This is a genomic window from Butyrivibrio proteoclasticus (genome assembly GCF_900115735.1).
GTDB classification, from domain to species: domain Bacteria; phylum Bacillota; class Clostridia; order Lachnospirales; family Lachnospiraceae; genus Butyrivibrio; species Butyrivibrio proteoclasticus_B.
In genome coordinates, this window is sequence record NZ_FOXO01000031.1 from 22,147 (window position 1) to 45,776 (window position 23,630).

Here is a 23,630-nt window from a genome sequence, read left to right on the forward strand (position 1 = left end):
TTTCGCGGACACAAAAATAGCACATTACTAAACTTGTAATGCATGTTCATTATAGCATCAACAATTTAGGAATGTGCTTGATTCCGCACTAATTTATACATTTTTCAGACAATTTACAGACTATTAATTAGCCCTTCAATTCCATTTGCTTTGTAAATTTCTTTGTAATACTGTACTTCATCCTTTATTATTGAGTCAATCTGTCTCATACCAAGTAGTTCAACAGGCGCCTTGTCATCAGTCATGATATTCTTACCTGCTTCATACTCTGTTACAGTCAAAAGAGCTCTCTCCATCATTGCCGCCAGTTTTTCATTTTGCTCTTTTGCCGCATTGCTCTTCAGTTTAGTAAGGAACTCATCTGACTCAGTAGCAAACAGCTCTTTATTAGTTGCACCTGGTACATCAACTACTACAACGTTCTCAAACACCGATGAAATGGTGTCTGCCAGATACGTGTTGATCGTGGCTTCCTGGCTTCCACTTTGGGACTCTTCACTGTACATATTCATGTTAACCACCATAACTCCGCCGGGTGCCAAATGTTCTTTTACCAGTGAAAAGAACTCCACAGATGACATCTGAAATGGAATAGTTATGTCCTGATATGCATCAACCATTATGACATCATATTGATCACTGACTGCTGCCAGATAGGCCCTACCATCGTACGTGGTAACTGAAGTAGTGTCCGGCAGTTCAAAATACTTATGTGCAAGATCTGTGATCTTATCATCAATCTCAACACCTGTGATATTTACATTATCAAAATATCTGCTAAGCTGTGTCGCATATGTGCCTGATCCCATTCCAAGGATAAGTACATCCAAATCCTCACCATTTTCTGCCTTGTCTTTTACTCCGCACATGTAAGGAGCTGCCATGGCATAGTCATAATACATGCCGGTCAGCGCGCCATCTTTTACCAGAACCGACTGAACTCCAAAGAGAACGTTTGTTGAAAGAATTACGGAATTTGGTGTTTCTTTTACCTGAAGATAGTTGTATACAGACTCGCCTTCATAGGTAAGACCACTTTCCCAAAAAGCAAAGCTGGTGCTATGTCCAAAAATGCAGCATATTGTAAATATCAGCATTCCTGCTATTACTCTACTTAGATTTTTTTTTTGAGATTTTTCTTTTTCCAAATTCTCATTAGAAGCAGCGTCAGCTTCATCAGGACTTAGAAAATAACAAACGCAAAGTGCTACCAAAACACCTGCGAAAATAAGGAATGTAACTGAAGTTCCAACTGCAGGGATGGTTATAAATGTAGGAGCAAAAGTACCGATGATGCTTCCTACCGTATTGAAAGCCCCAAGAGTTCCGATGATTCTTCCGTTATCTTCAAGGGAATCCGTTGTATATTTTGCAAGGCTCGGTGTAACAGTTCCAAGCAAAAACAATGGATAAACAAACACGATCATACATGCCGCAAAAGCTGCGATCACGAGAAAATTCGAATTAACAGTAAATACCAGAATTGCTGAAATTCCAAGTATTATGTACTTTCCAACAACAGGAATCAGTGCAATCCAAAGGGCTGCAATCAGAACCCTTCCGTAGAGCTTTCCGGGATCCTTGTCCTTATCGGCTTTTCGACCGCCGTAGATATTGCCAAGCGCCATGGCTATCATAATCGTTCCGATTATTATAGTCCAGACAATCTGCGATGAACTAAAATACGGCGCCAGTAGCCTGCTTGCTCCAAGTTCTACCGCCATGACAGACATTCCTGAAAAGAACTCTGTCAAATAAAGAAATAACTTGTTTTTCAATATTTTCTTATGTTTCATTTACTCACCCAACACTTCTCATTTTTTATTGCCTGTATCAGTCATTAAATTTTTTTAGCTCTGAAGCGGCAAGGGGAATAGCCAGTCCAAAAGAAAGCACATCGGCACAGGACTGCGCCATCTCAACTCCAAGAATACCTAATAATGGAGGTAATATCAATATCATAGGTATAAAGAATAGACCATTTCTTGATGATGCCATTATGGAAGCTTTGACCCCTTTTCCAATAGACTGAAGCATCATGTTGCTGATAACAATGGTTCCTGAAAACGGCAACGTGCAGGCCTGAAATCTTAGCGCTGCCACGCCAACCTCCATCGCCATCGGATTTTTGGAGAAAAGAGCTATTATATCCGGTGCAAAAATAAAGCATACAACGCCTATTCCAACGAGAAATACTGTTGAATACTTCACACAGAAAATGAATCCCTCTTTTACCCTCTTAGTTAGTCCAGCTCCATAGTTAAATGAGCAAACAGGCTGATATCCCTGTCCAAATCCGATAAGAGCAGAAGCCATCATCATCATGACTCTTCCGGCAACAGACATGCCTGCGATTGCAGCGTCTTGCCCAATAGCACCAGCCGTTCTGTTTAGGATAAGAGTGGCTATAGCTGCCATTCCCTGTCTAAACAAAGAAGGCGCACCGCCATTTACAATTTCTTTTAGATAATAGCCATTGATATGAACATTTTTTATATTAAGCTTGATATTTTCGCCCTTGCTGGTTCCAATTAAAAGAACAATAAAGCTTGTAATCTGTCCAATTACAGTAGCGATTGCAGCACCTCTTACCTGCATGTGGAAAACCAGAATAAGAAGGGGATCAAGAACAATGTTCATGACAGCGCCGCACATAAGCCCAATCATGGCGTATACAGCACTTCCCTGGAATCGCAGCTGATTGTTGATAACAAACTGAGCCATCATGAAAGGAGCTCCAAACAGGATTATCCTCATGTAATCCATGGTAAACTGCATGGTTGTGCTTGTGGCGCCAAGAAACTGTGCAATTTCTTTCATATAAATATTTCCGACTACCGCAAATATAACTCCCAAAATCAGTGACAGTGCAAATCCGGTAGATGCCATCTCATTGGCTTCTTTGTGATTGCCGGCCCCCAGCATTCTGGAAAGGAAATTGCCGGAACCATGACCACAGAAAAATCCCGTTGCCTGAATAAGTGCCATTACTGTAAATACAAGTCCTACTGATGCAGTGGCTGCAGTATTGACCACAGGGTCAGATGACACCCTTGCTACAAAAAATGTATCTGCCGTGTTATAAATAGCCGTTACCAGCATGCTTATGATAGTCGGGACAGACAAAGACAAAATAAGCTTTGGTACCGGTGTTGTTGTCAAGTATTCTCTTCTATTTTGTGTTGCCATTAATAATCTAACCTGTTTTCTTTATTTATTTTTGTTCTTTCAGCTCATCGAACTTTGCCTTCATAGTAGGATTGTTCCTTGTAAGCTTTTTTACACTGACATCATCCACCTTGCTGTTGGCAATTCTGAGCTGATTGTCGCTTCCAAGAAGCTCTTTTTTAACCTTCTCAAGATGCTGGATGGTCTTATCAATCTCATCAATCGCGGTGTCAAAATGCTTATGAGCAATTTCGTAATTCCTACTAAAGTCATCCTTAAACTTCATGAGAGAATCTTCAAAATTGGAGATATCAATATCCTGATTACGGACTGCTGCCAGCTCCTGCTTGTATGAAAGTGCGCCAAGAGCTGCATTTCTTAAAAGCGTGATCATTGGAATGAAGCACTGTGGTCTTACAACGTACATCTTGTCATACTTGTAAGAAACATCAACTATTCCTGCATTATACAGCTCACTGTCACTTTCGAGAAGAGATACCAAAACCGCATATTCGCAGTTTTTTTCTTTTCTATCCTTATCAAGTTCCTTAAAGAAATCCTCGTTTTTATGTTTAGTGGCAGTTTCATCCATCTCGTTCTTCATCTCGAACATGATAGATATGATCTCTACCCCGTTCTCATCTGTTTCCCTATAGATGTAATCACCCTTACTTCCGGTTCTTGCATCATTGTCTTTTTCAAAATACGCATTCCTAAAAGCTGTGGCACGGAGCTGATTAAACTGAATCTCACAGTGCTGCTCAAGGGTCTCTCCAACCATCTTTGTGGACATCTTGGTCTTTAAGTCTTTATAGAACTCTACTTCTTTTTCCTTCTGCTCAAGAAGGATCTTGCCCTTTTCTTTTTCCTGGGTCAGCGCATTTTCAAGGTCTCTTGCCTTCTCGTTAAATGAACTCTCAAGTTCATGCTTTTCATCCTCAACCTTTTTTACCGCCTCCAGAACCGCAAGCCTGGTCTTGTCAGAAGTGCTTTCTATCTCAAGCTGGAGCTTACTGTTCTTCTCCTGAGCTTCACGGAGCTTGTCTTTTAACTGCTCAATTTCTGCAGCCTTCTCCTCTTTTAATTCATTTATTTTTTTGTTTTGCTCTTCAAGCTCTTTATACTGTTTCGTTTTTAACTCTTCGATGATCTTGATCTGATTTTCAATCTCTTTCTCATACTGCTGCTTGGTCTTAAGAGTGATCTTGTCCTCCTGCGCAGCCATCTCCAGAGCATGCTTCTCCTGGAGGTGTTTCTCAAGCTCACTCGTTCGTCTGTCCAGGTCTTTTTCAAACTCTTTATCCCTTATCTGCTGAACGATCGAACTGAGCTCTGTATCATCAACTGTAAATGCCTGCCCGCAATGTGGGCACTTAAGTTCTGCCATATCAATATCCTCCATCAAATCCTTTACATATTATAGCGAATTTTTGTTCGAACATTTGTTCTTGTATTAAAAAACTCCACATGCTATTATTACATGTGGAGCGGTAGCCTCGCATATGCGAGGAGGTGATGCCAATGGTGAGCTTTGCAGATATGTTTACTTACACCTTAGTTTTACTTGCACTTGCAACACTCATTGTATCAATAAAGAAGTAACCGCCCTGTTCTTGACCGGACTAGCGGTTATAACTTTGTAGCTACAGTTCATATCAAGCGGGGTTACCGCTTCTTTATTTAGATTATATCAGACATGGTTTGCTTCGCAACATCTTTTTTACAATTCTTCTACTATGCATTCCCTTGTATTCATGCCACGCGGAACAATATGAACATTGGAATACGTACACTTCGGTGCATGCCTGATAAACAGGCCGTATGCCGGCACATCGCCCATGGCACTGTTCTCAGGATAATCAGTGACATTCTCATGTACTTCAGGTAAAAGATTTATCTCTTCCTTGTCGTCTCTATATACCACTTCAAAGTCACTGATCATGATTTCCCCAAGATTTTTTCCAATTATATTATCCGAAGAATCATTTTCATTAAATTCACATTCATCAGCAACAATTCCGCCAGCTACTATCTCAGATACCCCTTCCTTGGCTAAAAGAGCTTCCATCTGCTTCCGTGTCATCCTATATCCCGTCACAATTGACGGCACTTCAGCATTTACAGCCTTGATATTCTCGATAGTCACGCCCTCAATAGAGCCGCCCAAAAAGCGCTTCTTCTCATCCTCTGCATCAACATATCCAAACTTATTTCTCTTGCAAAGACAGATAAACAGCGGACATGCAACGTTGTCCATGGTGATATTTCTCACAGTAACATTTTTTACATTGCTACCATCGGCAGATTCAATAGCAATTCCGGAGCAGGTTCCGGGATAGATATCCAAGAAGAAATGACAATTCTCGCATGTCACATTTTCAATGTCAAAGTAAGTCTCTGTCCCAATCTTAAAAGCATTGGCAACGCTAAGAACCGTGCAGTCTGAAAAGCGTACATTCTTCGTGCCACGCATTTTTCCTTCGGAAGCCACATTTAATCCGTCGTGGTCGTGGACCCTTGGAGCCTTAACGCACAGTCCGTCATCTGCAGTTGAAATAAAACAATGTGTAACTTCAACATCCTCACTGCCCATAACATCAATACCATCAGTGTTTGCCACGTGGCGATTTCCGTTGATTACTACATTTGAAACCTTCACATTGTCGCAACCATCAATGCACAGATTCCAGTCCATAGAATCCTCCAGGATGACATTCTCAATGATCACATTCTTGCAACCATTAGCCCACAGCATATACATTGGTCTCTTGATCTTTGGCTGACCATTTCCATATTTATCCTCAGCGTAGCGAATGCGGCTTCTGATCGCATATCTCATAGTATCCACAGGATATCCCATAGGATCGTATAGCAATGGTGGCTGTTTGATCTTTTCAAGAGGTGTCAAAAGAGGCTTCTTAAGAGGCAAATAAACAAAGTATTCTCCGCTACCATAAATCCTTCCACCACCTGTAACGCGGACATTCTCCGCATTATCAAGGATCACAAACGCATCTACAAAATTGTCATGGTCTTTGGATGCAACCAGAGCACTATCCCCGGTTATCCACAAAGTAGTATTGTCATAGATCTTAACAGTACCTGAAATATACCATCCGCCATCCACCAGCACTACTCCGCCGCCTGAACTTTTAGCCGCATCAGCAGCCTTTTGAACAGCTTCCGTATTAACTGTCATTCCATCAGCTACTGCTCCGAAGTCTCTTATATCAAATACCTTCGACATATTCTTGTCAGGTAGGCCCTGCTGCCTTATATACTGCCCATACGGAATTCCTCTGTAATAATCGCCCTCATAGATCACACCATTATCAGGCATTGTCGCCTTATCTATCTGCATACCTGCTTCTCCTCCGCGATTCTTATAGCATTTTATGATGACACGAATTGCTCCGTGATAAATCACTCTCGCAATTCTAAAACATTCGTAATTCGCACAAGTGCTACTTCCTCATGTTTTGCGGGTCTCAATGTCATAAAGCATATCATGCAAGCATGAATGCATGATGACTTCGATCCCCTGTCATCATTATATTACATATTGCGTCTTATCTGTTCCTTTTACGTATTTCATATATTCGGTTCCTGAAACAAAAAGTTTTCCACAATTTTTGTCGTAATAAGGTGCAAAAGAAACAGCTTTATTCCTGAAATCCTCAAAAGATCCGTCCTCAGCTTTACTTCCACAGATCACAACATAAGCTGAATTTCTTGAGGCTATCCTAAGCTCACTGTCAAATATCATATCAGAGTATTTGTAAGGTTTTTCACTGCACCAAATCGCAAGATATCCTTCTGCCTTTCTGAGGAACAGCCACGAACTATTGCCCTCGCCATTTGACTTCACGGCAGCATTTTCAGTACCAAATGGCAACGCACCGATCACACTTCTGATATCTTCAAATTCGCAGACCTCATCAAATCTCTTTTCAGGCAGATATATATGCACAAAGCCCACAGGATGCTCATCCGGAATCTTATAAATTCCGCCAAGCACATTGCCCTGCTGCCTAAGGGCAGGCATCACGCCATTTCCATGCCAGTATCCGGGTCTCATTCCTGAGCCTTCTGCCATGCATCCGGGATGATTGATAAATACAACTGCTTCTGCTGAAAGTGCTGCGTACCACATATGCTGCTGATAGCCATATGTTCCAGGCTCAAAAAATGTAGTGCCATGAAAACTCTCATTGGCAGCCTTTAACCAAGCATGAGAATCGAGAGGAAAATCTCCTTTCTCATTTTTCCACCTTTTATAGCCATCTGATCTCGGAGACTGAACGGAAGTAAGACAATAGTCCTCTGTCTTTTTTATATTTATAAGCGCATTGCCTGTACTATATGACGTATCCAGAGGCTTTTCCATCAACTCTTTTAATCTTTCGTCAAAAACGTACTTACTGGTTGCCACATAAGAAAGCCATCCTTCACCGCTTATTGACGGAGCATCATTGTTAATCATGTGCACCAGGCTCTGAACACCTTCTCTAAAAGGATATATTACGCCGCGATACACCCTTCCCATTGGCGCAATCATAGTTCCTTTAAATGAATGCATGGCAATCTCTTCAAGCATCCTGTCACACAGCTTTGACGCCCTCTTGGATATAGATTCATCTGCAAAATCCACAAGGTTTAATAAAGCTCCAAAAGTAACATTGGTATATGTGGCACTAAGAAACTCTTCAAATCCATACTCTTCAACATCCTTAAGCCATTCCAAAACTTTTCTCTCACCGTATAAAGAAAGCTCTTTTCCGGTCATCCCTGATCTTGTAAAAACATCATCACGGTACATATTTCCGGCAAACATCATGCATGAATAAAACATCAATGAATGGTTTTCGCTCCAAAAGCACATTCCATCGCTGCCTTCCATATTCATCAAATATCTGAAGTTTAATAATACTTCCCGAATTCTTGAAGCCAATTCTTCATCAACTTCATAATTCTTTATATATCTGATAATCCCGCATAAAAGAAAATCCGCACAATCAACTCTTTTCTCCACAAGATCAAGATCATCAAAAAATCTCTTCCTGTCTAAAGGATCATCTATTCCCAAAGCTTTTCTTGCCAGAATATTCATAATGGAAAAGCCAAATTCTCCGCGGTTTGCAGACTTTACCTCTGCTATTGTCTTTAAATACCTCTGCTTATCTGCTTTTTCTTTCTGTTTTTCAACAAAAGAGCCTATTCTGTCGGAAAGTTCAATAGTTCTTCCTATTGTGTACGAAGCTCCTCCCACAAGGTTTTCACAGGACACTCTCACAGATTCTTTGCCGTCGGGAATTACAAATTCCCCTGTTCCCTTAACGCTTTCATTCTCGCTTCCATCTTCATAGTCACTCTTCCATTTTGGAAAAGAAATTGTGTATTCCTTTAATCCAAGATAAAGCTTTCCGTCTTCATATTTCAGATTTCCCAGCTCATTTAAATTTTCATATACCTTTTCCCTGATCCTTTTGTCAGGTAAAGTGACACAAATCTTTTCTCTTTTATCAAGAACCTGTACTCCGACAATATTTCTGGTATCCCTAACCCCTAAGTTTAAGCACTTGATAAGAACTTCGTTTTCACCTTTATTAAGCTCTATTTCCACATCTTTGTAATTAATAGGCTTATAAACGGGCGTATCCGTACCGCCTTCATAATTGCCATTCACGAATAAGGCCGCAGCCATATATGACCATAGCCTAATTGTAGTCCTTGTACTTTCTGATGCTACCAGAACTGTTGACACCTCAAGTTCTATTTTCTTTAAGGTCGAATAAAACGCAGACTTATCTATAAATCCATTCCCTAAAGTTGCTGCTATTTCCCACTCACAGCAAATGTCTGACTTTTCGCCGACCAACGCTTTCCCACTGCCAATATATGACTTTTCACCGGCCAACGCTTTCCCACTGCCAATATCAATTCCTGCGTCATCTTTCATTATCAGGTTCCTGGCAATCTGCTTTCTTAAACGTTCCTCTAATTTAAACTGATCTTTATCAATAATATCTGACTCATAATCGCTCACCTTTGGCCCCGAAACCATATACTGACAAACAAATCCTTCATATCCTAGTTTCCATCTGTCCATAGCTATCTTCATCTCCTCTAAATAATGCTTTTTCGTTCTGTTAATAGTCACGAAAAAGATGCCGCAGGACTTACCCTGCGGCATCTTTTTTATCCTTTAACAGCTCCGCTTGTCATACCACTCATAAAGTTTCTGCTGAATATGCAGTAGATCACCAGCATAGGAATTATCGCAATGTTTGCTCCTGCAAACATGATGTTCCAAGCTGCAGTACCATCTCCTGCATTCTTTAACATATTGACGCCAACTGTAAGAGGTCTCTTGGCATCGTTGGTCATTGTGAATACTAATGGCAGTATATATTCATTCCATCCCTGTCTGAATGATAAAAGAGCTATCGTTCCCATTACAGGTTTCAGAAGAGGAAGAATTACCATATAGAATGTCTGAAAAAAAGTACATCCGTCTATCTTTGCTGCTTCATCAAGCTCTTTCGGAATAGAATTTACAAATCCTCTGCTCAGAAAAATGTATGTAGCCTGTCCGCCACCTGCGGAAATCAGAACAACCGCCAAAAGAGAGGTGTTAAGGTGAAGTTTTATTGCAAGTTCATACATAGGGCGAAGTGAAACAGATCCCACATTTATAAACATGAACATTACAAAAAGTGAATAAACAAGTTCTTTTACCTTAAATTTACTGCGGGAGAAAACGTAACCTGCCATACTTGCATTCACCAGAGAAACAATCATTACTCCAAGCGCAAGAAATATACTGTTCTTGGTATATACGGCGAAATTTGCCTGATTCCACGCAGATATATAGTTATCAATAATCCACTTTTTAGGGAATATATTGCTTCCACCTACAAGAAGTTCGGCATTTTCCTTAAATGATCCGAATACTACATATAGAACCGGGAAAATAGTAAGTACTGCCAGAAAAAGAAGCAGTATCCATACTATTGTATTTATTATTTTACCTTTTGTTGATACAACCGCATGTCCTTCCATCTTTTCTCGCCTCCTTATACTACATCATCCAGTTTTCTTGAAATGAAAAGATATATAGCAGTCACTATACCAACGATTACTGCAGCTACCACTGACAAAAGAGCTCCATATCCAATCTGTACTGCGGCCGTTGAAGTGGTAGAACCAAATATCATTCTGTAAATGTAAAGGAACATAACCATTGATCTGTTACCCGGGCCACCATCGGAGAGGACCATAATTGCCTCATAGTCTTTAAATGCTCCTGTAATTGCAAGCATCAGAACAACTTTAAGTACCGGAGAAAGCATAGGAAGTGTCACATAGAAAAATGTCTGAACACCGTTTGCTCCATCTATTTTGGCTGACTCATATACATCATTTGAAATGGAATCCATTCCTGATGTAAAGTACAGCATGTAATTACCAAAGCCGCCCCATATAGCCAGAATTGTCACTGCCGCCATTACGACATTTGTTCCGGTGAGCCATGGAATCGGCGATGATACAATATGCAAGGATTGTAAAACAGAATTTAAAATGCCGTTTTTAGTTGCAAAAATAAATGTGAATATCATGCCTGCAATTGATGAACTTATTACAGTTGGCATGAAGTACACTCCTCTGAAAACATTTGATCCCATAATCTTGGTATGAAGAATGACCGCGATTATAAGCGCCAAAGGAATAATAAACAATAGCTTATAAAATGCATACTCAAAAGTATGGACAACGCTCATCCAAAATGTCTTGTCTGAAAGCATTCTCTCAAAGTTTGCTGCCCCTGTATATGTGGCAGTAAAACCGTTGTAGTTGTAACAGATATATCTGAATATCCATATGAAAGGATATATTGAACAAACTATTAAAAAAATGATTGCAGGCAGCAACATCAAAAAAGAAGCTAATCCCTCGTGAGAACCGCCTGATCTTAACTTGATTCTTTTTTTGCCTCTTCCATCATTACCAGCCATACTAATGCCCCTTTTCTCTTAGAAAAAGGGGACCTTAAAGATCCCCTTTTAGTTTTTTACTCCGTATTACTCTGAAAGATATTCAGCAGTTCCCTTACTTGGGTGAAGCGGATCATAATCTTTGATTACAAGTCTCTTGACAGTTCCTGATGCAACGTCAGCTTCAAGTGCTTCGTTATAACGGGTATTCAGATCTTCGATAGCTTCATCAACATCCACATAACCCATTACGGCATTCCAAAGAACGGTTCCGTAATCATCACCTGTGAGGTTGATTGAAGGTGTCGGAGGATATACATCTTCATAGTCCTGTGTTGCAAAATCCACCATTCTTCCTGTCTGTGAACTGTCGATGATGCCAGCCATGTAATCTGTTATAGGAAGACAATATCCATTCTCAAGGTAAGACTTCATAACTTCCTCTGACTGAAGGTAAGAAATAACCTTCCATGCTGCATCCTGGTTAGGGCTTGATGAAAGAATGTAGTAGCCCTTCTGAGGAACCATGTTAAGCGCACCCTTTACTGTACCATCAAGTGTAGGAACTTCAGCAACACCCCACTCAAAGCCTGTTACAGGAATCTGGTTTGTAAATACTGAAACTTCCTGCGAAGCGTTGCTCCAAAGAGCGAACTGTCCTTCTGCGAAAAGAGCTCTCATGTTATCAACACCCTGCTGATCAGGGTATGCAGCAGCTACAAGTCCCTTACCGGCTTCTACGATTTCTTTGAATCCTGAAAAATCAAATTTACCGTTTACATAGTCGTATGGGTAAATTCCTGACATCTGAGCTGATGCTTCAAGAAGTCTTCCAAAAGGACCTGATGATGTAAGACCGATTCCATAATACTGACCTGCGCCTTCATCTGTTACCTTCTGAGCAAGTGCCACATAATCCGAAAGTATTGATGGTATTTCTTCTGTAATAAGAGATGTATTATACTCAACTCTTACACCTGAACGAACTCCCGAATATACGCTGTAGATGTTTCCATCCTTTACGTTGTAGCCTTCATACATATGATTGTATGGGTCATTGACCTTCTGATATTCTTCATCTGCTGAGATGTAATCGTTAAGAGGAATAACGATTCCTGTATCAGCAAAATTGTTGATTGAAATATCAGAACCGTTACCTGTTACAATGTCAGGTGCTGTTCCGCCCTGATATGCAAGCTGGATCTGATTGGCATAGTTGTCAGTTACTGTCTGGAACTCTACCGTAATACCATCTGTATTGGTTGAGTTAAATGTATCAATAGCTGACTGAATGTAGTCCATGTCATGACGGTCATTTGTCCACATTGTTATTGTGATGCCGTCTCCTGATGCTGTCTGTGTTGTGGCAGCAGCTTCAGTAGTATCTGCTTCAGCAGTCTGTGTATCACCTGTCTCAGTTGTAGTAGCAGTAGTGTCAGATGAAGCGCTTCCGCAAGCTGCAAGTGAAACAACCATTGTTGCAGCCAAAATGCTGCTTAAAAGTTTCTTTTTCATTTTTCCCTCCTGTTCACTGTAAACATTTGTTATAAAAATGTTATCATTCGCATTTTTTTATCTAAAGGACTTTTTCAACTCACTATGTAACACTTTTTTCATATAAATGATAGAATAAAATATCTATTGGAGGAAAAAAAATGGAGGATTACAAGACCATCACTGCCATTCTGGTTGATGATGAACAGTCAGTTTTAAACGGATTACAGGAAGTAATAGATTTTGACCGATATCAGATAAAGCTCATCGGAACCGCCATGGACGGCGTAGAAGCATTAAAGCTTCTTCTTGAATGGCAGCCGGATTTTGCCATCGTTGATATTAACATGCCGGGAATGAGCGGTCTTGACATTATTCGCGAGGCAAGAGCCAACAAGATCAGGACAGATTTTATTATCCTTAGTGGTTTTGGGGAATTTTCTTATGCACAGGAAGCCATTTCCCACGGAGCCAAAGCCTACCTTCTTAAACCTGTAAATGCCGAGGAACTTAATAACCAGATCGGACAGATATGTCTTGAACACTCAAGGCACAGTCAGATGCCAATAAATCAGAAGTATACGCAGCATCTTATAGACAACAATTTCAATCGTCTGATAGATGGCAAATATACTGATTCCTCAGCAATAAGCAGTTTTCTTCAGAGCCTTGATTTGTCAATCGGTATGGGAAACTGTTACGTAATGGTCATTCAGACCAATATTGAGCTTACAGAACCTGAGAAAATGTTACATAAATTAAATGAGACATTTTCAAACACTAAACATGTTTTCTGGCAGATTGATTCAATTAAGCTCGGAGCAATTTTTAATATTACAGAGGAAACTTCTTTTCGCATTGCCATGAAAATTGTTGAGGTAATGTCAGAGTTTTGCCCCGGAACCACTATAGGAATCGGTGACATTGTAAACCAACTGACAAATGCTTCTTACTCATACGGAAGAGCCATGACTGCCCTAAGCTACAAGCTGTTTGACTCAGCATCAAGAGTTTTCCCAAGTGATATCATATGTACAACTCCTCCCACTCTGAGACTACAGGAGATAGACTGCCTTCCACTTGTCCAGTTCATAGTTAAAAGAGACAAAGATTCAATACGCAATTTTTGTAAAGACTTTTTTAACAGTCTCTTATATGTAAAAATGCCTCCGCCAAACTATGTTTTTAGCATGTGTTACGCGCTCTTTGCCCAAATACAAAAGGAGTTCTCCAATTTTCTTCAGGAGAATATAACTGATTTTGCAGGAAGTCAGGAGCTGTATCAGTGTACAAATACTGACCAGATTATCGATTGGCTCAGCAATACTTTTTGTAAACTATCAGACATGGTTGATGCCATCTACGGCTATTCCAATCCGCAATCAGAAAAACGCGTGGATATAAGCTCTGTTGAAGATGACATTATTGTCGCTTCCCAAAAATACATCAAAGATAATATTGCAAAGCGCATAAAGCTTGAAGACATAGCAAGAAACGTGCATCTGTCCCCTTCATATTTTGCGACTTATTTCAAGGAAAAAACCGGGGCAAACCTTCGTGATTTTCTGCTTCAGACAAAAATGGAGTATGCGGCAGCTGCCCTTAGAAGCGATAATCAGACTGTAATGGAAGTCGCAGACTCACTTGGATATAGCGACTACAGATCATTTTCCAGAGCCTTCAAAAATATATACGGATGCACTCCTTCTGATTTTCAGAGCAAATAGTTTATTATGGAGAAAAGATGAAACAGAAATTTCAGGATCAGCCTTTATTCAAAAAAATCAGTATCTATCTATTTGGCATCACAGTGATACTTATATCTCTTATAACATTCTTTTCCCTGTTCATATATGCTGCCAGAACTAATAAATGGTTCATTCAGGAATCTGATTCTCTTGCCTCAAATGCTTCATATTCACTTGCAATGCACTATGAAGTTATCACAAGGCGTTTTGTCTCGATTTTCGGAAACGAAGATTTTGCCACTCTTTTAAAAAGAGAACAAAATGAAGAAAATACTCTAAAGCTTCAGCAAAAAGATCTTCAAAGCTATCTGGCGGACCTTCAGGTATCTGATTACATCATAGACTCTGTTATGGCAACTTCCACCAAAACCGGAAATATTTTTTCTTATAACTGGTCCGCTACTCTGGCTGAAAATGCTTTGCTTACCTCTGATGATCTTTCTCAGATCAAAGGTATAACCTGGCTTTCAAAAAGGTCAAGTCCTCTGCACAAGAGCACTTTAACCATTCCTATAGTCTATCCTCTTAGCACTGATTATAAGGATTACGTCACTATAACAAACAACATTGACTACACAGACATTTTTGTAATCGTATACCTTGATTATGCTAAGCTTTCCTCTGCCATAACCAATCAGGACTTAGATCAGCGAGCCACTGAAAGTTCTGAATTCTTTTTATTCTCGACAGATAATGTAATACTTAATCCGCCTGAAGATGCGGATTATATGCTTACTGTAAATGAAAAGCTTTCAAAATTATCAGATATTACCACTAGTGTCAGCAATGTAAGTGGCGATGATTACTGGTACTACTCACCCGTCAACAATTCAAGACTTTTTTTGTTGTACCACACAAGACCCGCATCATTTCTTTCTGCAATCGGAATAACATCCAATACCTTTGTACTTTTTGGCATTTTAATTGTTATGATTCTGGGAATTGTCTCTGTACTTATGTCACGCTTTATCAGTAGGCCCATTCAAATTCAGGCAGGAATAGTAAAAGAAATAGAGCAGGGAACCTATAATGTAAAAAGAGAATTTAAAACCAATGACGAGATTGGGCAGCTAAACAAGGCAATCAATCAAATGTACGACACTATACAGTCGCAGATTGAACAGATAAAAAAGGAAGAATCAGAAAAATATGTTGCCCAGATGCTAAGGACTTCAGAGCAGGTAAACCCTCACTTTCTGTACAACACGTTGGATGCCATCCAATCAGAAGTCAGAAAAGGAAACAGCGAAACTGCCGCTGACCTCATTCAATATCTCTCTGAATATATGCGCATCGGCTTGTCGTATGGAGATGACTTCATTGCTATACCGCAAGAGATACAACATGCCAATGCATATATTCATCTGATGGAAAAACGATTTGGAAAAGATATCAACTTTATCTATCAGGTTTCACCCGAGTTATCCACTTTCAAAATACCAAAAACAATACTTCAGCCTCTTTTGGAAAACAGTATCCGTCACGGATTTGGTATTGACAGCGAAGGAATTCCTGTGCAGCTTCCTACTCTGGAAGTCAACATTCTTTCAGACAGAGAAAATCTGACAATTGAAGTTGCTGACAATGGCTCAGGATTTGATATAGAAAAAACCGCTGCGATCATGATAAACGGTAAAGATGATCAGCAGCGGCATATAGGACTTCACAATGTCTATTACAGATTTATAACAACTTATGGAAAAGAAAACATTGATATCTTGCTGGATTCCATTCCATATTACAGAAACTCTATAAAAATAGTTTTAAAGAGTTACAGAAACAGTAATTATCTCAAAGGGACTGTATGATATTTCATCAGTCTCTTTTTCTATATCTTCAAGCATGTTCATGATCGTAACCTTTCGAGGAAGTTTTACTTTTCCTCTACATCCGTTCTGCTCTGAAAGTCTTATAACAATGCTCTTTCCATCTTCTGAAAGCTTCATTGCCTGTAGAATAGGCCCATCAAAAAGCTTAAGTTCAGGAATGATTTTGCCTATAGAAAAGTTCTTTTCCACTTTTATAAGTGGGTTGTTGTAGCAAAGCGCCTTCTCATTTATCTTTGCCTCAATGTGGCTGCCTTCATGAGGAAGGATCACATAGGAGAAGTGATGCTTTCCTATATCAGAGTTAACGTCAGGTCTTATGTTGGACCTAAGAAGGCTAAGGGACATTCCTTTCTCTTCAACGCCAAGCCCATACTTACCTTCATTTATAATTGCGACGCCTGCTCCCTGTTCCGCAAAGTCACACCATTTGTGAGAGCAGACTTCAAATCTTGCCTGCTGCCATGTTGTATTTTTGTGAGTCTCTCTCTTGATATATCCGGCACTTGTATCGCAAATAAGTTCTCTTGAGAGTATGTTGCAGGAGAATTCAGCTTTAACAAGCCTGTGCTTTTCATCCCAGTCTACGTCATGCTCAACTTCAATATAAGGTGAATCCTTGAAAAATCTAAGGATAACTCTCCAGGTACTCTTTCCCTTTGCAGGGGAAAGCTTTGCCTTGTTTTCCGGAGTCTGTAAAACCGTCTCGAATTCAGCAACAATGGCATTTGAAAAAGTGAGTTTTAAAGGTTCTGTTACTGTGAATTCATACTCAACATCTTTATAATTGGGCAAAATATCCCAAGCATCATACATACCCGGTACATCCTGATAAAGGTGAAGCTTATTAAAGTTTCCGTCTACCCACTCTCTGCCTGTTTTTACATCTACAAGACTCCCAAAACTTCCATCTGTGTTAAGCTTTGCTTCATAGAATGGAGTTTTTAACTCAAGGACTCCATCTGCGCATTGGTTAATTGTAATCCATTTTCCGCTGCAATTTTTATTATCATGCTCATTGGAACCGGCGTTATTCTGTGCATTCTCTTCCCTGACAGCACCATAATTGTCATTGGATATAGGGCTGTGTTTTAAGATATCTTCTGTTTTTTTGCTTTCAAGTCCTTTAATTTCAGGATATGCAAAAAATCCTCTAACTCCTTCTCTTGTGATATCTCCTTTTTCATCGGGAATAAAGGTCACCTGATCAAAGGGCACATTAAGTGTGTTTAAAAAATACTCTCCGTTCTCATTGATGATGTTATCAAGAGTTTTATCAGCTTCCTCATAATCCCTGATTGCATCCTTAAATACAGGATTTATATGGCTTCCCGGAAGGATATCGTGAAACTGATTTACAAGCATCTTTTTATAAGCTTTGTCAATTTCGGTTTTGGGATATTCTTTTTTATCAGTAATCATCCGCATCAGAGAAAGGATCTCTGCTGCTCTTATTTTGCTTTCCAGTTTTCTGTTATATCTTTTCAGGATGGACTTGGTTGTAAACGTTCCCCTGTGCATTTCAAGGTACAATTCACCGTCCCATGTGGATAAGTTCTCATTTCCCTCAAGGTTTCTGTGGAGAAATTCATGCGCTGACATATGTTCAGTCTTTGGCATGACGGACAGCTTATCAAATCTGTGCATAAGCTCAATCATCTCTTCAGTAGCCCCACTTCCTCCATCTCCATATCCAAACATACTTAAAGTCTGGCCGCCGCTTTCTTTATCCTGGTATGCATTCCAGTTTGCCATGATCTGGCTTGGCATATTCCATGTGATGAAGTGAGTAGGTGGAACGCTTGCATATACAGATGTTCCATCAATACCTTTCCACAGAAAGTTATTATGTGGAAATCTGTTTGTGTCATTCCAGGTTGACATCTTATTTGACACAAAGAAATCCACTCCACTCTTTTTCAGAATCTGAGGAAGTATCCAGCTGTTTCCAAATACGTCCGGTAGCCATGCATTGTCGGCGGTTATCCCAAACTCTTTTCTGTAAAAAAGCTGTCCATAGAGGCATTGTCTGATAAGGCTCTCAGCACATGGAATATTGCAATCGGGTTCCACATACATAGCGCCGATTGGCTCAAACTGGCCATTTTTTATCTTTTCTTTTAATTCATTAAAAAGATCTGGATAATTTTCTTTTAACAATTCATATACATAAGGCTGCGTGTGAGCATACTTAAAGTCAGGGTACTTGTCCATGAGCCTCATCTGAATGAGAACGGTTCTGGCATTCTTCTGCACAACATGCATCCTGCGCCAGTAGTAGGCGATATCCAGGTGTGAATGTCCAACCAAAGCCACGTCGCCGCTTGACCTGAAATCTTTGTTCTGATAAATATGCTCATCTATATATTTAAGGGCATCAGCTGCACCCTCATAGGTATCAAAGTCTACAAGGTTAAGGGCTTCATTGAGCTCTCTGTTAAGGAATGCCCTATAGTCTTCGTCAAACTCCTCAGCCCCTGCTATATCCAGTAACAGTGTCAGGTCATAATAAAGATTAAGCATATCCTGATCAACAGTGCAAATGTAGGCCCCTTCAAATATCTGACGACATCCTCTTGAGTCCATGGCGTCAGGATTTCTTTCATCATCGGGCTTTGATCTGTTAAAGCCTTCGATTTCAAAATCAAAGCTTCCATCCTCGTTAAGCCATCTGTTTAACTCTATCCTGTCTCTGTTTGGATCGATGCCACCTGCATACTTGCCATTTATTTTTACTATCATTTCAGCAGCTGTATGAAGCAGGAGATACAGCTCTTTTCCCATAAGTTCAGGCGGAACCTGACCTTGTCCTCTAATAAACGCTGTTCCATCGGGAGTAAAGTAGACATCTCCCTGCTTCAGCGGTCTGTAATCATTGTCATAAACATACTCATTTTCACCAATCTGGTGCGCATCACGAACCTCAATATCAGTTATCTCGACCTTTGTATCGATGATAGCTTTTTTTATCCAACCATATCTAAGCGCCGTCCACTCTTCAGGGCGCATGCTTCTTCTTACTACTTTTACAAATGCCATTATTTTTCCCTCGTATTTTTATCTTGTTTCCGGGTTTCTTTGTCTCTTTCTCTTTTCGCGTTCCCAGTTGTCATTGTCCTTTTCCGGGTCATATCATGTTTCCCAAAAGAAAGGCTTCTTCCTGATTGCTTCGATTTCCACATTTTGCCCCAGATCTTCCAAAATCCTACCCTTGATCCAGTTGCAGCATCTGTCCAGGATGAAACACTTTGAGCATTCTGCTCTGAATAGAAGTGTGAGCCTATTATCCTTGAACGAAACAAATTCTACCCAGCCACCATCCCCTTGGATCATACCGGCTATTGTATTCTTGATGTAATCTTCCATAATAATTTCCACCTTCAATTTATGTGTCTTTTCTTCCATCTTTGAAATTCCTATATTTTTACTTTTACATGATGCACTGAATCTATGTTCATCCTCAAGGACACTTTCCTATGAACAATGTGGCATTTTCTATTTTCTTAATTAAAATATGATAATCACTGAATTTTTCCTATTTGTAAGCTTTTTTGTCCCAAAAATACCTATACTCCGCCTCAGAGTATGATATGATGGTGTGGTACTTAAAATCACGTCATATATCTTTTGGAGACAGCAATGCAGAACATCGGAATTGTTTTTGGTTGTTTCATACCTATGCACAAGGGACATGAGTCACTTATCAAAAGAGCTCTTTTAGAAAATGACAGGCTGATACTGGCAGTATGTGGATATCAGGCTGACAGGGGCAAAGATTTTCTGGACTTTGCCACCAGATTTAAAATCGTCACAGAAATGTTCCAGGATGATCCACGGGTGATCGTTATAAAAATCGATGATAAAAAGCTGGGGCTTGATGGCACCTTTACCCACGAAAACTGGGTTTTATGGGGAAACGAACTTTTTGAACAGGCAGGGATTTCGCCGGATAGCGCACACTTTAACTGGTACACCGGAGAGCCATCTTACATTGATAAACTTGGAAAAATTTATCCTGATCACACATTCAATCTTGTAGACAGGGCAGTCATTCGTGTATCCGGAACAGAGATCCGAAACAATCCCACAATCCATGCAGATGACATCAATGAAGCGTTCAGAAATTACCTGGAAGAGACAGGTATGCTTAAGTAGAGAATTCTTTTAGCGAAAACAAGAATCAATAAATCAAAGAATAATATTTTTTCTTAGGGGAAAACTATCATGAAAAACATTATTGAAAGTTTACTTGAAACAGATCTTTACAAATTTTCTATGGGTCAGGCTATCTATCACAACTTTCCTGACTACACCACAACCTGGTCATTCAAATGCAGAAATACTGATGTGAAATTCACACCTGAAATGGTTGAAGAAATCAAGCGTCAGATCTACGCATACTGTGACCTCAATTTCGATGAGGATGAACTTGCATACCTTGCAGGCATTAAATGGATAAAAAAATCTTATGTGGATTTCCTTCGTTTATGGCACCCAAGATATGAGGATTTCACTATTGGAACCGACGCTCCATGCGGACTTTCAATTGAGACAAATGGAACCTGGCTCAATACATCCATGTATGAGATTCCAACTCTTGCTATTGTAAATGAAGTGTACTTCCGCATGGCCTATGACTATGATGAACTCTTCTCATCGTTTGAAGAAAAGCTCGATGAAAAAATATCAATGCTCACAAGCGGCACTTACAAGATTGGTGCATTCAGTGAATTTGGTCTCAGAAGACGCCTATCTGCTGAAGCTCAGGAACTTGCTGTAATGAAGCTCAAGAATGCCAAGCTCGACGGTTCAATCTTTGTAGGAACATCAAATGTATATCTTGCAAAGCTTTTAAATGTAACTCCTGTAGGAACAATGGCTCACGAATGGATCATGTGTGTCGGCCAGGGTAACCACAAGCACAATCCTGCATACTCCAACTGGTACGCCCTCGATTATTGGGTAAAAGAATATGGAATCCTTAACGGAACAGCTCTTACAGATGCTATAACAACAGACTGTTTCCTTCGCGACTTCCAGCTCACATATTCAACTCTTTTCTCAGGTGTAAGACACGACAGTGGCGATCCATTTGAGTGGGGTGAAAAGATGATAAAGCACTACGAGAGCCTTGGCATTGATCCCAAGACAAAGACTCTTCTCTTCAGCGACAGCCTTGATTTCAAGCGCGCCAATGATATCTTTGCCCACTTTAACGGAAAGGCAAAGGTTGCTTTTGGAATCGGTACCTATATTGCCAACGACACAAAAGTCCCACCTCTTAACATCGTAATGAAGACAACAGCCTGCAACGGACAAGATGTTGCCAAAATCTCTGATGTTGAAGGCAAAGGAATGTGCAAAAATCCTGCATACGTCGACTATCTGCAAAGATGTATCGATTGGAGAATGGAGAACGAAGCGATTTGATGCTCGCATGATCCCTACAAATGACTGTAAGAGAATTTTTGATATAGGTGGCAAATATGAATAATATAATAAGAGATTTTAATGCTAAAAAAGAAATTGAAAACATAACAGCCTGGATCAAAGATTGGTTTGATAATAACGGGCCAAAAGCCAGTGCTGTCATCGGATTATCCGGCGGAAAAGACTCAACAATAGTCGCTGCTCTCTTAGTGAGAGCTCTTGGAAAAGACAGAGTTGTCGGTGTTCTAATGCCTGACGGAGAGCAGAAAGATATTGATGATTCCAAAAAAGTCGCTGAGATACTCGGCATAAAATCACATATTGTGAACATCCACCCTGCAGTTGAAGGCGAAAAGAAAGCTTTAGAAGCAGCCGGCGTCACTCTTTCAAAAGATGCCATGATCAACACACCGCCCAGGATCCGCATGGCTACACTCTATGCCATTGCCCAATCTCTTCCAAATGGCGGCCGCGTTGCCAACACCTGCAATGCCTCAGAAGACTATGTTGGCTATTCAACCAAATACGGCGATGCCGCAGGAGATTTTAGCCCCTGCTCTGACTTCCTTGTATGCCAGATGCGTGCCATCGGTGATGAACTAGGTCTTCCATCCGAACTCATTCACAAGACTCCATCAGACGGACTGAGCGGAATGTCAGATGAAGACAAACTCGGCTTCACCTACGATACTCTTGATAAATACGTCCTAACAGGCATCTGTGAAAATGAAGAAACAAAAAAGAAGATTGACCACCTTCACGCGATCAACCTTCATAAACTTCAAACCATACCAACCTATCGCCAGAGCTAAGTAAGAATCAAGGAGGACGGATTAAATGACTTTATAAAAACAATTCATTTAATCCGTCCTTTTTTCTTTGTATAAACTTAAGAAATTGGTCATTGATTGGTAAGTAATTGGCTCCGTACGCCACCATTGACTGAACCTGAGGAAAACGCCTTTGTCTTCGAGCCGACGGTGAAGATGATGGGAACAGTAGATAGATTCTTTCACCGTCGGATTCAGCATTGTAGCGTTTTCCTCAGAACCCGTCAATGGCAAGCACCTTCGGTGTGGCTGGGGTAAGGTGCCTCGGGATCCAATTCCGAGAACAGTAAGGACGGCTACTTTCTAGGCTCCATGGACGCGGCTTTCGAATGCTGCATACAAAGCGTTATATGCCCAGAATAACTATCTCCATTAGATATGGACTGTTATACGGACGGATTGATATGGATTGAATGAGCATAATGATCCATACAAATGTTTAAGAATTGCAATATATTAGGTAGGATTGAAGGGAAATCGTAATATAAAAGCGTGAACGGCACTTTACAAGTGATTGATATCTGGTAAATACGGGATTATCGCTGGATTAACTGAGAAGTAGAATAAGAGCGAAAAATCTGTAATATTTATCCCATTCTCTGAGGCATAAGGGATCATGCTTCGATGTAGGATAAAAAAGATAGATTTGTAAAACTTATCCCATTCTATCACAGTCGATTTTCAGAGATGTGGGATAAAACATGAAATTCTATCGAAATTATCCCACATTTTCAGCCTTCTGAACACTGCAATTTACCAGAAAGTAGGATAAACGTGAAAGAAACCATCGATTTATCCTACAAGCCAGCAGATTTGTTAACAAAAATGATAAGAATAGACTAACTATTAAAAGTCAACAAGAAAATGAAGATTTTTGAATAAAACATCGTTAGGTGTTTTAGATAGCCTGGAGGCAGGCTTAAGCCTCAATTAGTACCTTGAAAACTGCATGACAAACAGAGCATCTGAAAAGGTGCTCTAAGAAAAGGATGTAAGTTAAAGACTCTTTATTTTCGGTAGGCTTCGCCTGTAAGTTCCATCCGATAGATGGTGCGTATCAGCTTTTTCGCCGCATGACCGACAGCAACATTGTAATGCTTGCCTTCACTTATCTTCTTTGAAAGGTAGGCTCCGAAGCTT

The 23,630-nt window shown here is 40.1% G+C and carries 15 protein-coding genes; 5 read left to right on the forward strand and 10 right to left on the reverse strand.

Annotated elements, in window-relative coordinates; genetic code table 11:
- Positions 1-113: 113 nt before the first annotated feature.
- From BM146_RS15470 to BM146_RS15505, 8 genes are all read right to left on the reverse strand, one after another.
- The gene (locus tag BM146_RS15470) at positions 114-1,796 is read right to left on the reverse strand and encodes a spermidine synthase (RefSeq protein WP_074891012.1); all 1,683 of its coding nucleotides are present in this window, start codon (positions 1,794-1,796) and stop codon (positions 114-116) included.
- Positions 1,797-1,833: 37 nt separating this feature from the next.
- The gene (locus BM146_RS15475) at positions 1,834-3,189 is read right to left on the reverse strand and encodes an MATE family efflux transporter (protein ID WP_074891014.1); all 1,356 of its coding nucleotides are present in this window, start codon (positions 3,187-3,189) and stop codon (positions 1,834-1,836) included.
- Between the two features lie 25 nt (positions 3,190-3,214).
- Positions 3,215-4,555, reverse strand: coding sequence for a DUF2130 domain-containing protein (locus BM146_RS15480; protein WP_177201698.1), 1,341 nt, complete (start codon positions 4,553-4,555; stop codon positions 3,215-3,217).
- 333 nt (positions 4,556-4,888) lie between these two features.
- Positions 4,889-6,529 carry a glycosyl hydrolase family 28 protein gene (locus BM146_RS15485; RefSeq protein ID WP_074891018.1) on the reverse strand — a complete coding sequence of 547 codons (1,641 nt, stop codon included), beginning with the start codon at positions 6,527-6,529 and terminating at the stop codon, positions 4,889-4,891.
- Positions 6,530-6,718: 189 nt separating this feature from the next.
- Positions 6,719-9,328 (reverse strand): hypothetical protein, encoded by a 2,610-nt coding sequence (locus BM146_RS15490; RefSeq protein WP_207649938.1) that lies wholly within the window; start codon positions 9,326-9,328, stop codon positions 6,719-6,721.
- A gap of 38 nt (positions 9,329-9,366) precedes the next feature.
- Complete coding sequence (locus tag BM146_RS15495; RefSeq protein WP_074891023.1) at positions 9,367-10,230, reverse strand: carbohydrate ABC transporter permease; 864 nt, start codon at positions 10,228-10,230, stop codon at positions 9,367-9,369.
- Positions 10,231-10,244: 14 nt separating this feature from the next.
- The gene (locus BM146_RS15500) at positions 10,245-11,183 is read right to left on the reverse strand and encodes a carbohydrate ABC transporter permease (RefSeq protein WP_074891026.1); all 939 of its coding nucleotides are present in this window, start codon (positions 11,181-11,183) and stop codon (positions 10,245-10,247) included.
- 66 nt (positions 11,184-11,249) lie between these two features.
- A complete protein-coding gene (locus BM146_RS15505) occupies positions 11,250-12,677 on the reverse strand; it encodes an ABC transporter substrate-binding protein (RefSeq protein WP_074891028.1) in 1,428 nt (475 codons plus the stop codon).
- A gap of 140 nt (positions 12,678-12,817) precedes the next feature.
- Here BM146_RS15505 and BM146_RS15510 point away from each other — a divergent pair, with 140 nt between their 5' ends.
- Positions 12,818-14,383, forward strand: coding sequence for a response regulator (locus BM146_RS15510; protein WP_074891030.1), 1,566 nt, complete (start codon positions 12,818-12,820; stop codon positions 14,381-14,383).
- Positions 14,384-14,400: 17 nt separating this feature from the next.
- On the forward strand, positions 14,401-16,212 hold the full coding sequence (locus tag BM146_RS15515) for a sensor histidine kinase (protein WP_074891032.1): 1,812 nt from the start codon (positions 14,401-14,403) through the stop codon (positions 16,210-16,212).
- On the opposite strand, the gene BM146_RS15520 is transcribed toward BM146_RS15515, so the two are convergent.
- Positions 16,168-19,269, reverse strand: a complete 3,102-nt coding sequence (locus tag BM146_RS15520) for an alpha-mannosidase (RefSeq protein WP_074891035.1) — start codon at positions 19,267-19,269, stop codon at positions 16,168-16,170. The genes BM146_RS15515 and BM146_RS15520 overlap by 45 nt on opposite strands.
- Before the next feature lie 93 nt (positions 19,270-19,362).
- A complete protein-coding gene (locus tag BM146_RS15525) occupies positions 19,363-19,596 on the reverse strand; it encodes a NifU family protein (RefSeq protein ID WP_177201699.1) in 234 nt (77 codons plus the stop codon).
- 273 nt (positions 19,597-19,869) lie between these two features.
- On the opposite strand from BM146_RS15525, the gene BM146_RS15530 reads away from it, so the two are divergent.
- From BM146_RS15530 to nadE, 3 genes are all read left to right on the forward strand, one after another.
- A complete protein-coding gene (locus tag BM146_RS15530) occupies positions 19,870-20,385 on the forward strand; it encodes an adenylyltransferase/cytidyltransferase family protein (protein WP_074891037.1) in 516 nt (171 codons plus the stop codon).
- 69 nt (positions 20,386-20,454) lie between these two features.
- A complete protein-coding gene (gene pncB, locus BM146_RS15535; protein ID WP_074891040.1) occupies positions 20,455-21,660 on the forward strand; it encodes a nicotinate phosphoribosyltransferase in 1,206 nt (401 codons plus the stop codon).
- Between the two features lie 56 nt (positions 21,661-21,716).
- Complete coding sequence (nadE, locus tag BM146_RS15540; RefSeq protein WP_074891042.1) at positions 21,717-22,472, forward strand: NAD(+) synthase; 756 nt, start codon at positions 21,717-21,719, stop codon at positions 22,470-22,472.
- Positions 22,473-23,630 lie beyond the last annotated feature (1,158 nt).